The 15,944-nt window shown below is 44.9% G+C and carries 16 protein-coding genes; all 16 read right to left on the reverse strand.

Translation table 11 applies throughout. The features are described 5' to 3' along the window. Positions 1 to 221: 221 nt before the first annotated feature. Positions 222 to 1,667, reverse strand: a complete 1,446-nt coding sequence (locus tag ACFODW_RS02575; RefSeq protein ID WP_390302502.1) for a murein hydrolase activator EnvC family protein — start codon at positions 1,665 to 1,667, stop codon at positions 222 to 224. 104 nt (positions 1,668 to 1,771) lie between these two features. Beyond that, on the reverse strand, positions 1,772 to 2,665 hold the full coding sequence (gene ftsX / locus ACFODW_RS02580; RefSeq protein WP_390302505.1) for a permease-like cell division protein FtsX: 894 nt from the start codon (positions 2,663 to 2,665) through the stop codon (positions 1,772 to 1,774). After that, positions 2,655 to 3,341, reverse strand: coding sequence for a cell division ATP-binding protein FtsE (ftsE, locus tag ACFODW_RS02585; RefSeq protein WP_390302507.1), 687 nt, complete (start codon positions 3,339 to 3,341; stop codon positions 2,655 to 2,657). The genes ftsX and ftsE overlap by 11 nt, the downstream gene beginning before the upstream one ends. A gap of 215 nt (positions 3,342 to 3,556) precedes the next feature. Further along, a complete protein-coding gene (gene cccB, locus ACFODW_RS02590) occupies positions 3,557 to 3,934 on the reverse strand; it encodes a cytochrome c551 (RefSeq protein ID WP_390302510.1) in 378 nt (125 codons plus the stop codon). A gap of 215 nt (positions 3,935 to 4,149) precedes the next feature. Beyond that, positions 4,150 to 5,251 (reverse strand): peptide chain release factor 2 gene (gene prfB, locus ACFODW_RS02595; protein WP_390302513.1). Its coding sequence is split into 2 segments (ribosomal slippage): positions 4,150 to 5,178 and positions 5,180 to 5,251, totalling 1,101 coding nucleotides; the frame shifts between segments, so codons are not numbered across the junction. A 76-nt stretch (positions 5,252 to 5,327) separates the two neighbouring features. Further along, positions 5,328 to 7,841 (reverse strand): preprotein translocase subunit SecA, encoded by a 2,514-nt coding sequence (gene secA / locus ACFODW_RS02600; protein WP_390302516.1) that lies wholly within the window; start codon positions 7,839 to 7,841, stop codon positions 5,328 to 5,330. A gap of 638 nt (positions 7,842 to 8,479) precedes the next feature. Beyond that, positions 8,480 to 9,037, reverse strand: a complete 558-nt coding sequence (hpf, locus tag ACFODW_RS02605; protein WP_390302519.1) for a ribosome hibernation-promoting factor, HPF/YfiA family — start codon at positions 9,035 to 9,037, stop codon at positions 8,480 to 8,482. A 210-nt stretch (positions 9,038 to 9,247) separates the two neighbouring features. Then, positions 9,248 to 9,601 carry a flagellar protein FliT gene (locus ACFODW_RS02610; RefSeq protein ID WP_390302522.1) on the reverse strand — a complete coding sequence of 118 codons (354 nt, stop codon included), beginning with the start codon at positions 9,599 to 9,601 and terminating at the stop codon, positions 9,248 to 9,250. Then, on the reverse strand, positions 9,601 to 9,996 hold the full coding sequence (fliS, locus tag ACFODW_RS02615) for a flagellar export chaperone FliS (RefSeq protein WP_390302525.1): 396 nt from the start codon (positions 9,994 to 9,996) through the stop codon (positions 9,601 to 9,603). The genes ACFODW_RS02610 and fliS overlap by 1 nt, the downstream gene beginning before the upstream one ends. A 22-nt stretch (positions 9,997 to 10,018) precedes the next feature. Continuing rightward, the gene (locus ACFODW_RS02620) at positions 10,019 to 11,509 is read right to left on the reverse strand and encodes a flagellar hook-associated protein 2 (protein ID WP_390302528.1); all 1,491 of its coding nucleotides are present in this window, start codon (positions 11,507 to 11,509) and stop codon (positions 10,019 to 10,021) included. Positions 11,510 to 11,676: 167 nt separating this feature from the next. Then, positions 11,677 to 12,549: a flagellar hook-associated protein FlgL gene (flgL, locus tag ACFODW_RS02625; protein WP_390302531.1), complete on the reverse strand. Its 873-nt coding sequence runs from the start codon at positions 12,547 to 12,549 to the stop codon at positions 11,677 to 11,679. Between the two features lie 5 nt (positions 12,550 to 12,554). Next, complete coding sequence (gene flgK, locus ACFODW_RS02630) at positions 12,555 to 13,991, reverse strand: flagellar hook-associated protein FlgK (RefSeq protein WP_390302534.1); 1,437 nt, start codon at positions 13,989 to 13,991, stop codon at positions 12,555 to 12,557. A 28-nt stretch (positions 13,992 to 14,019) separates the two neighbouring features. Continuing rightward, entirely contained in the window at positions 14,020 to 14,508 is a 489-nt protein-coding gene (locus ACFODW_RS02635; RefSeq protein ID WP_390302537.1) for a flagellar protein FlgN, read from the reverse strand. Positions 14,509 to 14,530: 22 nt separating this feature from the next. Continuing rightward, positions 14,531 to 14,794: a flagellar biosynthesis anti-sigma factor FlgM gene (flgM, locus tag ACFODW_RS02640; RefSeq protein WP_390302540.1), complete on the reverse strand. Its 264-nt coding sequence runs from the start codon at positions 14,792 to 14,794 to the stop codon at positions 14,531 to 14,533. 96 nt (positions 14,795 to 14,890) lie between these two features. Continuing rightward, positions 14,891 to 15,316, reverse strand: a complete 426-nt coding sequence (locus ACFODW_RS02645) for a TIGR03826 family flagellar region protein (protein ID WP_390302543.1) — start codon at positions 15,314 to 15,316, stop codon at positions 14,891 to 14,893. 38 nt (positions 15,317 to 15,354) lie between these two features. Then, positions 15,355 to 15,834, reverse strand: coding sequence for a ComF family protein (locus tag ACFODW_RS02650; RefSeq protein ID WP_390302546.1), 480 nt, complete (start codon positions 15,832 to 15,834; stop codon positions 15,355 to 15,357). Positions 15,835 to 15,944: the final 110 nt, after the last annotated feature.

Consider the following 15,944-nt stretch of genomic DNA (forward strand, 5'->3'; position numbering starts at 1 on the left):
ACCACTATATTCTAACAATGACTATGGTTTTATCCATTTTCCCTGCCAAATTAAGGCATGAGCGTCCACTTAGGTACGATCATGCCATTAATTGAAGCTGCTCGTTAGTATTCCAGCTGATTGAATGAAAAAGGGCCTAAGACTTTCATTTTCTTACTTTATTATAGAAGAAGGCATCATGCCATAATGGCAGATGCCTTCTTCATCCATTCATTTAAAAATTATTGTAGATATGGCATAGGGTCTACCGGATTTCCATATCCTCCAACATGCACCTCAAAGTGTAAGTGAGGTCCCGTTGAGTTGCCCGTGTTCCCTGTAGCGCCGATTACTTCTCCCCTGCTGACTGTATCGCCTTTAGATACGGACATGCTGCTTAAGTGAGCAGAGACTGTTGTATAGCTCTTTCCGTTAATATGGTGGGAAATCATAATGACATTTCCGAACCCGCCCAATCTGCCGGCCCTGCTGACAACACCATCTGCCGGAGCTTTAAGTGGAGTTCCAGTACTGACTGCAAAATCCACCCCTTTATGGTTGGTCGAACCTATCCCTCCCGGGGATTTCCGCGGACCGAATGTAGAGGTAACTCCTCCTGGTGCTGGATGCATAAAGATGCCGCCGTTATTGGAACTTGTCTTAGAACTTGAAGCAGCAGCTGAACGAGAATTGCTGCTTGGCTTGCTGTTTGAAGTGGATGGAGCAGAGGAATCCGCACTGGCTGTTTCAGTTGATGCCTGTGCCTTCTGTTCGCGCTCCCTATCCGCCTTTTCCTGTGCAGCTTTTTTACGCGCTTCTTCCTCTTTTGCAAGCTGTTCAAGCTCCCGCTGCTCTTGCTGGGCCATAGCGATTGCCTTTTCATTGGCTTCTTTTTCTGCAGCAAGAATCTCTTGTCTCTCCTCCGCACTCAGATGAATTTCCTCTAAGTGGTCATGCTCTTCCTCCAGCTCAGCGAGCAATGCTTCATGCTCTTTGCTTTGTTCTTTAAGCTGTGTTTTTAATGTTTCAAGCTCTTCTTTCTGCTTTTCCAAGGCAAGCTTCTTATTTTCCACTTCTTTTTTACTGTCTTGCACTTCTTTCTTGTTATCCTCTAAAGCAAGCTTGTCTGCCTGCTGATCTTCCATGATTTGCTTATCGGAATCCATGATGGTATTCACGGCCGTAGACCTGTTAATGAAGTCACTGAAACTCTGAGCTCCAAAGATCACTTCCATATAATTCATCGGTCCGCCGTTTTGCTGAATCGACTGGAGACGCTCTTTCAGCAGTTCCTCTCTTTTAGCAATTCGTTCTTCAAGAACCTTGATCTCCTTTTTCAATTCTTCAATACGGTTATTGAGGTCCTTAATCTCTTCATTTGTATCGTCAATTTCCTGCTCTTTTTCGCTAATTTTGGTGTTTGTCTTGTTGAGATCTTCTTCAAGAGATGCGAGCTTTTCTGAAACACTTTTCTGCTCACTCTGGTTTTCTTCCAGCTTTTTTTCCGTCTTCTCTTTTTCTTCAAGAAGACTCTCCCTCTCCTGCTCTATTTCACTATTATTCTTTTCAAGTTCATTGATTTCCTGTTGTTTTTGTTCAACCGACCCAGCGGATACAGCGCTCATATTTGTGGTGGCACCGGCAGTTGCTAAAGCGACTGCTAGTAATCCTGATAAGACTTTCCTCATTGTATTGCTTCCCCTTCCATTGCCTAAAAGTTAAACTGCATAGATAATCTGCATTTAGTTCATCAGCTCTTCTTAGCATTGCGGAACCTGCTTCTCCTTCTAAATTAAACCTTGAGGAATTTCCGGACACTCATCACACTGCCCCATACTCCGATAGTTGCCCCGATGACAAAGATGATCAAGGACAGCTGCCAGGCAAACGGATTGAATGGCAGAATCTCCACAAAACTGAAGCTTATTTTATCGCTCAAATTATTGTCTAAGAAATAATAGCCTGTCATGATGACAGCAATAGGTATGATCGATCCCAATACGCCCAGAAGCAGGCCTTCAATAAAGAATGGCCACCTGATAAAACCATTGGTTGCACCAACCAATTTCATAATCCCGATTTCCCTGCTTCGTGCCATAATCGTAATTTTGATAGTATTGGAAATCAGAAAGATTGCTGTGAACAACAAACCAATAATCAAAGCCAAGCCGATATATCTGGCATATTGGTTAAATTCAAATAACTGTTGGACAACTTCCTGGCCATAGTTGACCTCTTGGGTCCCTTCAAGCTTTTGAATAGCCTCGGCTACAGAGCCGGTTTGTTCCGGGTTCTGTGCATGGACTTCATAGGCATGATTCAGCGGATTTTCCTGTTCAAACAGCTGCCAGGCCTGCCCTTCTTCCCCCATGCTTTCGACGAGACTTTCCAGTTGTTCATCTTTGGATGAAAATTCCACCGACTCAACCCCTTCAATTTCAGCGATCTGGTCACCAAGGGCGGTTATCTCTTCTTCATCCAAGGTAGGGTCAATAAGCACATTCACCTGTACATCGTCTTCTATATTGGTAGCCATCTGGTTAATGTTCAGCATCAGGGCTATAAATGCACCGACCAAAATGAGGGTCGTTGTAACTGCTCCTACAGAGGCTACCGTCATCCAGCCGTTACGGAAGATATTTTTTGCACCCTCCCGCAGATGCCGCGTCAAAGTACTAAATTTCATAGCCGTATTCACCTCTGTATTCATCCCTGACCACCAATCCGTCTTCGATGGCGATCACTCGCTTTTTCATAGAGTTCACAATTTCCCTGCTATGTGTAGCCATGATAAGGGTTGTTCCCTGTGCATTGATTTGCTCGAATGTTTTCATGATTTCCCATGAGGTCTCCGGATCCAGGTTGCCTGTCGGTTCATCGGCAATCACAATCTTCGGACGGTTGACGATGGCCCGGGCAATCGACACCCGCTGCTGTTCCCCGCCCGAAAGTTCATCTGGAATGAATCTTGCTTTATTCTTCAGGCCAACAAGTTCCAATACGTCCATGACCCTTGTACGGATCTTCTGTGGCGACTCTCCTATCACCTCTAAAGCAAAGGCAATATTTTCATAGACTGAGAGTTTCGGAAGCAGCTTGAAATCCTGAAAAACGACACCAATTTCGCGGCGCAGATAGGGAACCTTTTTTTCCTTTAATGTAGCCAAGTCTTTATTGTTTATTAAAATTGTTCCATCTGTAGGTTTTTCTTCCCTGTATATAAGTTTTATGAAAGTGGATTTGCCGGCTCCACTAGGGCCGACAACATAGACGAATTCCCCTTGTTTTATGTCAATACTGATGCCATTTAAAGCGGTCACTCCATTGGCATACGTCTTATAGACATCCTTCATTAAAATCATAAATTTAGCTCACCTTTTTGCTGTAGTCTCTTGTGCTGTAATTAATTCTGTATTTATTATTTGCTCTCTCTCCAAATCACTTCTACATTATATCATTTATCGACAGCATTTTTAGCTAAAAAATTATTACATTTATATTTCATGAAAGGAAATTTTGTAATAAAAAAACGGACCATGGAATATATCCATGATCCGTCTTTCTTTCTACAAAAATTTTACTGTTTTTCTGCCAGCCAATTGGCCAATGTTTCACGGTCTTCTGCGGAAACTTGATCCTGTGCCGGCATGCTGCCTTTTCCATTTTGAATAATATCTGCAATCTCCTCTGCAGAATATTCAGCGCCTACGGAAGTCAAATCAGGGCCTGCTCCGCCTGAAAGGTCACCACCATGGCAAGACGCACAATTGTTTTGATAAATTTCTTCTGCTGAGGCAGTATCCACTGTTCCGCCTCCATCAGCGGATTCCTCTGTGCCTGTGTCACCATTGCCATTGTCTGCCGGCTCATCGGTGCCGCCTTCATCGCCACCTCCGCCGCATCCGGTAAGTACGAGTGCTGAACCAAATACTACTGCCATTAACCATTTCTTCATTTGAGCTTTCCCCCTAACTGGATATTGGAGTTGGTAGTTACAATGTTATTATAACCTTTAGGAGTGGAAATAAAACAATTTTTGCTTTTTACTTGTCTGGGCTTTTCAGGACTTAGCACAAGGTTTCCAAGTACTTTCCCCATATCTTGGAGAAAATATTCATAAAAACATCATAGGAAAGGGCTGTGGGACTAAAGGCTACTCCACCCCATCGTTTAATTCATCCTTGAACGAAGGTATGCATCAATAAAGGGATCAAGGTTACCATCCATAACACTTTGCGTATTCCCGATTTCCATATTTGTACGGTGATCCTTCACCATAGAATACGGATGGAATACATAGGAACGGATCTGGCTCCCCCAACCTATTTCTTTTTGTTCACCGCGAATCTCGTCTAGTTCCCGCTGCTGCCGCTCAATTTCCTGCTGATACAGCTTGGATTTGAGCATTTTCATAGCTGCTTCTCTATTCTTGATCTGCGACCGCTCGTTCTGGCATGTGACAATCGTATTGGTCGGGAGGTGGGTGATTCGCACGGCTGAATCGGTCGTGTTGACATGCTGACCGCCAGCTCCGCTCGCCCGGTAAGTGTCCACCTTAATATCTTCTGTCTTTATTTCGATATCCACGTCCTCCGGCATTTCCGGCATGACCTCACAGGAAGCAAAGGATGTGTGGCGCCGTCCAGAGGAGTCGAACGGGGAAATCCGTACCAGACGGTGGACACCTTTTTCCGCCTTCAAGTAGCCGTATGCATTATGGCCTTTAATCATAAGCGTGACGCTTTTAAGGCCTGCCTCTTCACCTGGGAGGTAATCAAGTGTTTCTACTTTAAAATCTTTTTCCTCGGCCCAGCGCTGGTACATGCGCAGCAGCATACTTGCCCAATCCTGTGATTCCGTCCCGCCTGCACCTGGATGGAGTTCAAGAATTGCATTATTCCGATCATATGGTTCACTGAGCAGCAACTGAAGCTCAAAGTCATTGATCTCCTGTTGCAGTGCACTCACTTCTTCATTCAATTCTTCATAGAGTTCCTGGTCATTCTCTTCCTTGACTAGTTCATAGGAAACTTCAAGATTCCCCCATTTTTCATCCAATTCCTCAAAGGTGCCTACATAATCCTTCAGTACATTTGCCTCATTAATAATTTTCTGCGCTGCATCCTGATCATTCCAGAATTCTGGCTCCGACATCTCCAGATCCAATTCTCTAATACGCGCCTTTTTGTTATCCAGGTCAAAGAGACCCCCTAAAGTCTTCGATTCTTGCCCTCATTTTATCCAATTCATTTTTAATTTCTGCCATTTCCATTATTGGATCACCTCTTATTGAATAATAAATATTTCAAGGAAACACTCCCAAAGATTATGGGAGTGTTCATATATCTTTAAGCACCGTGGCAGTTCTTATATTTCTTGCCGCTGCCGCAAGGGCATGGATCATTTCGGCCGACATCCTGCCTTTTCACAAAGGGCTTGCGTTTTTTCTTCTTTTCTTCCTGTCCGCCGGAAACTGCCTGCGTATTCTTAACTACTGCTTCTCTTTGCAGGTTTTCCCTGATGCGTGCTTTCATTACATATTTTGCAACCTCTTCCTCAATGTTCTCAACCATTGCTTCAAACATGGAAAAGCCTTCAAGCTGATATTCACGCAGCGGGTCATTCTGGCCGTATGCCCGGAGATGGATTCCCTGCCGGAGCTGGTCCATCTGATCAATATGATCCATCCACTTCGTATCAACTGTACGCAGTAAAATAACCTTTTCAAATTCTCGCATTTGATCCGGGGAAAGTTCTGCCTCTTTTTCATCATACCGTGCTCTGACTTTTTCCATGACCAGTTCGTTGATCTCTTCGGGCTCTTTGCCTTTTATTTCATCGATTGAGAGATCTTCTTCATCCAGAAGATTACCATGTACATAGTCGATGATCGCCTGTAGATCCCACTTATCTTCGTCATCGTCCTGGGTATGTGTAGCTGTTACCCTCTCTAATGTGGAAACAATCATATTCTCTACAATTTCGCGGAGATTTTCGTTCCCTTCGATGACCTCAAAACGCTGTTTATATATGATTTCCCGCTGTTCCCGAAGGACATCATCATAGGAAAGCACCTGTTTCCGGGCATCAAAGTTATTTCCTTCCACCCGTCTCTGTGCTGATTCGACGGCACGGGAAACCATTTTACTTTCAATTGGCTGATCGTCATCCATACCAAGCCTATCCATCATGGAACGAAGGTTATCTGAACCGAACCTGCGCATCAATTCATCTTCCATAGACAGGAAGAACTGCGACATACCAGGGTCTCCCTGGCGTCCGGCCCGCCCTCTGAGCTGATTATCTATCCTGCGGGACTCATGGCGTTCCGTTCCGATAACTGCCAGACCGCCAAGTTCTTTGACCCCGTCGCCGAGCTTAATGTCCGTTCCACGCCCTGCCATGTTAGTTGCAATGGTAACGGCGCCTTTTTGGCCAGCATTTTCAATAATTTCCGCCTCACGGTAATGATTTTTCGCGTTCAGCACATTGTGCTTGACACCTGCTTTCTTCAGCAGGTTGGAGATCAATTCAGAGGTTTCCACCGCAACGGTGCCTACCAATACCGGCTGTCCCGCTTCATGCCGTTCTTTAATATAATCGACAACCGCCCGGAATTTCCCCTCCATTGATTTATAGATCATATCCGGTTTATCTTCACGTTGAATAGGTTTATTTGTCGGGATCGCAATAACATCCATATTATAGATGTTCCTGAATTCCTCTTCTTCTGTCTTAGCCGTACCGGTCATCCCAGACAGCTTATTATACATACGGAAGAAATTCTGGAAGGTGATCGAGGCTAATGTCATGCTTTCATTCTGGATCTGCAGACCTTCTTTTGCCTCAATCGCCTGGTGCAGCCCATCACTGTACCGGCGTCCTTTCATTAAACGGCCAGTGAACTGATCGACAATAACAACTTCGCCATCTTCCACTACATAATCTGTATCTCTATGCATGGAGACATGTGCTTTAAGGGCTTGATTAATATGGTGGGTAAGCGAAACATGATCCAAGTCAAACAAGTTTTCAATGGAGAAATACCGCTCCGCTTTATTAATTCCCTCTTCCGTCAGCTGTACCCCTTTCGTCTTTTCATCAAAGGTATAGTCTGTTTCGCGCTGGAGGGTCCGTACAAATCCATCCGCCTGCTGATAGAGGGAAGCTGATTTTTTAGCAGACCCTGAGATGATTAGCGGTGTCCTTGCTTCATCAATCAATATGGAATCGACCTCGTCAATGATCGCAAAATTCAGCGGCCGCTGAACCATCTGCTCTTTATACTGCACCATATTGTCCCTCAGATAATCGAAGCCGAACTCGTTGTTGGTACCATAGGTAATATCTGCTTTATATGCTTCACGTTTCTCTTCCTTTGACAAGCCGTTGCCATTCAAGCCGACAGTCAAACCGAGGAATTGATAGAGCTGGCCCATTTCCCCAGCATCCCGTTCGGCCAAATAGTCATTCACCGTGATAATATGGACGCCCTTGCCCGTGATAGCATTCAGGTAAGCTGGCATCGTGGAAGCAAGTGTTTTACCTTCCCCTGTTTTCATTTCCGCAATATTGCCTTCATGCAAAGCAACTGCACCGGTCAGCTGGACAGGGAAGGGCCGCATGCCCAATACACGTTTAGCAGCTTCCCGGACCACTGCGAAGGCTTCCACCATCAAGTCATCCGTGCTCTCTCCTCCAGCATGCCTTTCTTTGAATTCCTCCGTTTTCTGTTGGAGATCATGGTCGGAAAGCTTTTCCATCTCCGGTTCCATTGCTTCAATTTTATCTACTGTCTTTTGTATTCGTTTCAGCTGTTTTTGGTTTCCATCACCAAATATCTTTGTCAGTAATCCAGCCATCGCAAACGCTCCTCAACTATTTCGAAATTATCCAGAATTTCCGGTTCAAGTTATAAATACTATTCAATAATAACACTATATCTTTTGGGATGACAACTTGTTGAGTTCTTACGGGGAACGGCAAAAAGAGCAATCCAGGGGATGGACTGCTCTTTATATGAAAAGTGGTGTAGCGGGGCTTCTTGCAGCTTAATTGTAATTTTCGGCCGGCGGGGAGATTCAATGAAGGGGTGCTTAAAACATCTGGTGTCCCTGTGGCTCGGTTCAATCAGGCAATGTCTAGCTTGTTCTCCGGCAATTATGCGACACGGCCTTTTGTCGTGGACTTGTCATGCCTGGATGGTCCATTTTACTCCTCGCGCTTAGTTTCTTGATCACCTCCTAGTGCTATTGACTCAGTTATACCACATAGCCTATTAAATGCGCTAGTTGCAATTTTCCGATTTTATTGAGTCATTCGACACCTTTCTCTCCGGAAATCAGCCTTTTTTGTCCTCTTTTTGTCTATATTTTCCATTTTATCAATTTTTTTCCCTGTTAAATTTCAATTTCTGCAAATCGTACGTCAAATTTCGACAGCAAGGCGAAAAAAGGCGGTCCCCCTCAGGGAACCGCCTCGACGTCTATTTCATTCAGCATTAAGCATTTGGTTCAATTAAGCCGTACTTGCCATCCCGGCGTTTATAAACGACATTTGTATCTTCAGTTTCCGCATTGGTAAAAACATAAAAGGAGTGGCCCAGCATATTCATTTGAAGTATTGCTTCCTCGGAATCCATCGGTTTCAGATTGAACTTTTTCTGACGCACAATTTCAATATCATCCGTATCATCCTCGACCGCAACATTGCTTGCTTCTTTTTCCATTTCCGCAAACACGTGCTTTGCAGCGCCTTCCTGTCTGGATTTACGATTGACTTTTGTTTTATATTTGCGGATCTGCCTCTCCAGCTTATCTACTACCAAGTCAATCGCTGCATAGAGGTCAAGATGCTGTTCTTCTGCACGTAATAATAGATTTGTCATTGGAATGGTCACTTCAATTCGCTGTTCATCATTATAGACACTTAAATTCACATGGACATCAGATTTAGGCGGAGACTCAAAATATCTCTCCAGCTTACTGATTTTTTTCTCTACATAGTCCTTGATCGGTGCTGTGACCTCAAGATTTTCGCCTCGAATGTTAAATTTCATGAAAGTGCCCTCCTTTATCCTTTAACTATATTATACTACTTTCCCGTAGTGATTTCCTGCCTAAACCCTGCAGAAAATACAAAGAATTGAAAACAATTTGTCTGATTCTTGTCCGATTTCTGGGGATGAGGGGAAATAAAGGGATTTCTGTCTGGCAATCTCACACTTTCGCTGCGGTCCTTAGTCTATCTAATCAGCACCTGAACAGAACTACTTTTTACTGTCCAGATACATCCCGTCCATTGTCCTCACATTTTGGTAAGGATTTGTATATTTCCGATTGGATTGTTTCTGCTTCTTCACTTGCTTCATTTCTTCTTTTAATTCTGCAAACAGCTTATGCAGGGAAGTGCTTATTGATGCATTTAGATCTGTCAACATGCGTCCAAGCTTCTGTTCCTCTTCTGTAAAAGGGGGAAGTAATACTTCCATCAGTTCCTCGCGGGCGTCCAGCAGCTGGTTCACCTGCTGGACAACTTCTTCTCGGTTTTGGGGAGTTATTTCCTGCTGTAACAACTCCTTTAATTCTATAGTAGCATCAAGAATCGGCTGCAGGCGGTTCATTAGATATGTGCGCCCTTTGCAAGCTGCTGCCTTGTTTTGAGGATAACCTGCTTCCATGTGTCACGGAATTCCACCGTATACCCGAGGACTTCTTCTAAGTATGCCGGTTCATTCTTTATATTCGCTTCCTTCAGCTGGAATTGCATGTATTCATATAACGGCAGCAGCTGATTAGATATTTCCATTTCCAAATTAAGCGTAAGCATCAGCTCCTGAATAATGTTCTGTGCTTTTTGAATATGTGTATTCTTGGCTTCATAATTTTTGTTCTCCATATCTTTCATGGCCTGCTTAATGAACTTAATGCATCCATTATAGAGCATAAGTGTCAATTCTCCATCGGAAGCAGTATTGACTGAATTGTTTTGATATGCCTGGTATTTATTTATCGCCATAATTGTGCAGCTCCTTTTTTCATTACATTTGACCGCCGCCGAAGTTGCTCATCAGCATGGCCGATTGGTTATTCATTTGGGAAATTGCCTTCTCCATGGCGGTGAACTGCCGCCAATACCGGTCCTCTATCTGTACCAGCCGTTTCTCAAATGAAGCGATCCGCTGGTTTAAATCCTTCATTCTCCGGCCCAGTGTGTAGCCTTCCAGTGTATCTGACCCCTTACCTGCCCGATCCTCTATTTTGCCCATTGTCCGTTCAACCGCATCCTCCAGACGGTTGACCAGACCCCGGCTGTTGCCTTCACTGCTATTGGAAAAAAGCTTTTGCACACTTCCCGGATCCTTGGAAAGGGCGGCTTTCAATTCTTCTTCATTAACAATCAACTTCCCGCCGTCCATGTAGTTATTGCTTGTAGTTATTCCAATTTGTGTCAGCGAGGTATATGCCCCGCCGGTCTCAACGGCTGCATACCATCCTTTTCGCATATCGAACAATCCATTGGAGATCGCCGACTCCCCTCTCAGGATGCCGCTTTTGGCCTTTTCTTCCCACAGTTCAATCTCCTTTTCGGACATTTCTTCCTTTTGTTCATCAGTCAATGGGGAGTAGTCGCGGTACCTCTCTTCCTTCTGGGTGTCACCCAGGGCTTCAATCACTTCATTGTACTTGTCCACAAACTTCATGATGTTATCAAATGCTGAATCGGTGTCACTGGCGACATTCAATGTTGCACCGTCTCCTACAGTGGGAGAGTTGAAATTGAACGTGATTCCATTCAGGTTATAACTGTTTTCTTTTGACTCCACCGTATAAGCCTCGTTATAGGTGAACATTGCATCCTTAGCCTCTCGCTCTGTACCCATAGCAAGAATGGGCCCAAAGAACGAATCGAAACCACTTTCGTCTCCAAAGACGATTTCATTCCCCCCGTTCGGATTATAAACGCCTGTCCGCGTTGTTTCCATTACCACCTGATTGGTACCCGCATCGTAAAAGGCTCGGACATGGTTATCATCATCACTAATCCGCTTCAACACGTCTTTTAGCGTATCCGTGGCTCCTATTTCATAGGTATGTGTCTTCATTGCTTTTGTCTCTTCATCATATGTCTGGAAAGAAACACTGTCTCCTTCCTGCAAATTCGTATGGTTGACAAGCGGCTCATCCGCAGTTAAATCGATTTTCCCACCTACATTAATGGCGTTTGTTGCCAATTGTGTAACCTTGATGTTGTAGGAACCCTCCATTGCACTAGTGGTAGCTGTCGCTGTCACTGCCGAGGGTTGTGAAGAGGTAACCGTTTTCGAGTTATAAGTGCGGCTCATTTTCATATCAAGCATCATGCCGTCCAATTCAGAGAGTTTCCGGTTAATATCCCGAAAGCCGTCCCGCTGCCACTCCAGCTTTGTTTTATCTTGATTCAATTTATCTAGCGGCATTTTTTCAGTCGTCATCAGCTTTTCGACAAGCTGATCAATATCCATACCTGTTGCCAATCCTCCGATTCGCATATCCCGTCTCCCCCATTATTAATGCTTGTTTTCATCTTTATTTTTATATCGGCTGAACTCTGTAGTTTTATAAGGATTCCAGACAAAAATATGGCAAAACCCCCTTTCCATGGACGAGGAAAAAAGTTTCGCTATATAAAACCCCCGCCCAATCGGGGCAGGGGTCATTATCTCAGAAAGTCCAGCAGACTTGGCTGGATGATCCTTGAACCTGCTGATAATGCAGCACGATGCAGGCTTTCTTGGGTAATCAGCTTGGTAATCGTTTCTGCATAATCAACATCTTCATTTTTGGACATGGTGCTGACTGCAATAACCTCCTGTTCATTCAGGCGGTTTTCCACCAGCTCAAGCCGGTTCATCCGCGCACCTAGTTCGGCCCGGGCATTGATCGTTTGATCGATATTCCGGTCCATATCACTGATGCTGTCTTGAATGCCATCCGGATTATTTTCCAAGTTGTCGATAAACTGGTCAATATTACCAAAGAATTCCTCGTTGAATACCTTGTCAGGGTTCACGTTTGCCGCCAACTGTGTTCCGGCAAACACCTCAATTTCCACCTTCCCTGGTTCTCCCTCCCTTAAGAGTGAGCCATCCTCGTCGACAGGGCGGTTTTGAGTGTCGGTCCCATTGAAGATATATTTTTCATTTACTTTGGTATTGGCCAGTTCCACTAAATGATTTTTCAGCTGCTCTGCTTCCACCTTAATATTTTTCCGTTCATCTGTACTATAGGTGTCATTGCTCGCCTGGACAGCTAGTTCACGTATCCTCTGGAGAGCTTGGGTGGTTTTATCAAGTGCCGCATCCGAATTATCCATCCAGTTATGGAGTTCATTAGTGTTCCGCTTGTACTGTTCCACCTGATTCACCTGTGAACGGTAATTCATCCCTTTCAGGGTGATCACTGGGTCATCGGAGGGTTTATTGATTTTCTTTCCGGTCGCCAGCTGATCCATATACTTATTTAATTGGTTATTGCTATTGGTGAGATTTCTGAGCATATTATTGGAGAGCATTCCCTGAGTCACTCGCATATCAATTACCTCCCTGCCAGTCCCATATTATTGATGATGCGGTCAAGCAGCTCATCCGTAACCGTCATGCTTCGGGCAGCTGCATTGTATGCATGCTGGAATTTAATCATATTGGACATTTCCTCATCGAGTGATACCCCACTTACAGACATCCGCTGGTTTTCTACCTGGGAACGGAGTACGTCCGTATTTTCAGCCATTCGGTTGGCTTCCTGGGCTTCTACGCCAAGCTTGCCGATTTCTGCTTCATAAAATCCTTTGACAGACTTGTTATCCAACCCTTCCAACTTGCGGTCAAAGACGTCCGCCAAGTTCCGCGCATTGGCGCCATCACCCGCTGTACCGTTAAGCCCCGCCGCAATCTTGTTTGGATCTCCGAGAGCCACTTTTATGGAAGAAGCTGTTCCGTCCGAGATCTCAAAAAATGAGCCGCCTTGCTCTCCCTCTAGGTCAGTCCCGGCCTTGTGGACCTGGTTAAATTCACTTACAAACCCTGCAGCCATATTGTCCAGTGCAACAAGCAGATTTCTCGCATCTTCGTCATGGGCCTTGATCATCCCGGAAAGGGAGCCGCTGGATCCATTCATCCCAAGAGGCTCTCCTCCGACTGTCACCTGCATCGATCCACCCTCTGTTTCTTTTAGGGACAAGTTGGCTGGATCCTTCCCGTCCTCCAGGAGTTTTAAAGAAGCACCATTATTGCCTTTAATGTCAATGCTGACTATGCCATCCGCTATCTTGGAACTAGCATGGCTGTTATCATAGGACACACTGATATCCAGGATTCCAGAAAGTTCATCAATCAGTTTATCTCTTCTGTCATACATGTCATTTGCCGTATATCCGTGTGTCTCCGACTGTTTCACCTGTTGATTTATTTCATGGATCTGGGAAGCAAGAGAATTTACACGGTCAACGGTTGTTTCCATCTCATGCCGCAAGTCATCACGGACACCACTTATAGAATCGGACAAATAACGGAATGTTTCCGCCACTGCTTCCCCCCGCTCCATCACGACCCTCCTTGCTCCGGTATTCTCCGGATTCACAGAAAGGTCTTGAAGCGATTGCCAAAACTGGTCCATGGAGTGGGCCAAGCCTGTTTCTGACGGCTCATTCAAGATATTTTCCATTCGGCTCAATGCTCCCGCCTTTGCCTCCCAGAATCCTGCTTTTCCGTTTTCCCCTCTATACTGCACATCGAGATATTGGTTGCGGATACGCTCCACAGATCCTGCTTCTACACCTGTTCCTATCTGGCCAGGAATTTGCGGCCGATTACGGGAAGCCGGCGGATAAGGAGAGGAAGCCTCAAAATTTACTCGCTGCCTGGAATATCCCTCTGTATTCGCGTTGGAAATATTGTGGCCTGTTGTGTGGATAGCAGACTGCTGGGTGAATAGTGCTTTTTTGGCCATCTCCAGACCATGGAATGTACTCATAGCTTTACTCCTTCTACAAATTAATCACTCAGGCTTGTGAATCAAATAATGAGTGGTTGGTAGTTGTCTGTTGTTGTTTTTGACTCCCGTAATTCATTTTCTTCATGGAGGGATTTACAAGCTCCAAGGAAAGCTGGACGAACTCCATTGACTGCCTGATCAGATCCTGATTAAGCCGCTCCTGCTGCCTCAGTTCAGCAATCACTTCAGTAAGTTCCTCCGTCCCTACGGCAAGTGCATGCTTTTCTTTCTCTCTCAGCAGACCAAGCATCTTTGAAACAGACATGTCGTTAACAGGCAGTTTATTGTGCTTGAACCATGACTCGGCGGCTTCCTGACGCTCACTTTCAGCCTGCTCCGCTTTTTTAATGATTTTTCGTTCTGCCAAAAGGACAGCCTGCAATTCATCCGGGATGCCTGACTTGATTGCCTCAGTCTTTTCCTTGGCTGTTTTTAGAAGCTCCCTGTGAACCTCTGTGAGTTTGGATATTGATTGGATAATTATGTTTGCGGACAACTTGGTGTCCTCCTTTTGTATCTTAATGCCCCGACCAGAAATCCAGCATTTTTTGAGCAGTTTTCTCCGGGTTCACCTTATAATTCCCCTTGTCCACCGCATCCTTTATTTCTTGGACACGCGCCGCCCTCTCTGGATCCGGCTTTTCCGTTTGCTGCATGTGCTTGGCCTGTTCCGAAATCTCCACCTGATCCTGCTTGTTACCGGCCTTTTTTGCTTGTGCTTGGTTCTGCAGCTGTTGTTTATAGGGATTTAAATTTACTTGGTTCGTTCCGTTTATCTTCATATACGTCTCACCCCAAATCTATTTATTTTATTTCCTGCCGTCTCCCTCTATCTATTTCTTATATCGTCAAAATCTCTGATATCTGTAGCGAATTTACTATTTTTTATTCTTCCTGCTTAATACATAGTACGTCGCGCTCTTTTCATTTAAGGTATCCTGCTTATGGGAACCTGCCTTCATCTCCTCATAAGATGCCAGTTCTCTTCTTAACTCTGCCGAACAGCCGGTGCAGACAGTACCGCCGATAATTGCCTCCCCGCATCTCTCACAGGGATAGGATAATTTGGGAAACTTGGATGGGCGGAGTCTTTTTTCCTTTACGAATTTAATTATGAGTGTATCCGAAACCCCGGTGGCTTCCACAATTTGACTAATAGTTGCCTCTCTGTTCTCCTGCCGGCCCAGGAACAGATACACGGTTTGAAAAGCGTTTTCTTCTTTTTCAAAGCAAGTTGGACATATCTTCCTTATGCCGCCTACGAATAGGCTGTCACACCGCTCGCAATTTGCCAATTCTGCCATATGGTTTACCTCTTTTCGCCAATTATAGCATAACACTTCTAACTCCGAATCAGGGTAAGGCTGTATACCGCAGGACAGTCATTCTGCTTCAGGAGCTCTGCGGCATGGCGAAGTGTAGTGCCTGTTGTATAGATATCATCGACAAGAACAACCGGTTTGTTTAGCTGCCGCTTCACTTCAAATGGATTCTTTGTCCCAACCCGTTCGGCGCGCGATTTTTTTGACTGTTTTTCCCCGTGATGCCGTGTCAGAACCGATGCTGTTTTCAAAGGAAGATACTCTGCAAGCATTTGGGCCTGGTTGAAGCCCCGCTCATTCATTCGCTCCTGGCTTAAAGGAATCGGAACAGCCAGCATCTCTTTATGGTCCTTATGGATGGTGGAAAATTTCCTCTGATAGGATGTGGTCATGGCAGCCTTGAATATGGAACCAATTTGATAGTCTCCTCGGTATTTCCAAGCAGCAACCATCTCCTTAATGGCCGAATTATAAGTGAACAGAGAGTGGTTCCAATCCAATGGGTCGCCACCCTTGGATTTTTCCCATGTAATGCAGTCAGAGCATATGGATTGCTTGACCGGTCTGCTGCATTTACGGCAGCGGCTGCCCTTAATTGGTTCTAACAGCA

The organism is Virgibacillus sediminis, assembly GCF_042643265.1.
GTDB classification, from domain to species: Bacteria; Bacillota; Bacilli; order Bacillales; family Amphibacillaceae; genus Virgibacillus_O; species Virgibacillus_O sediminis.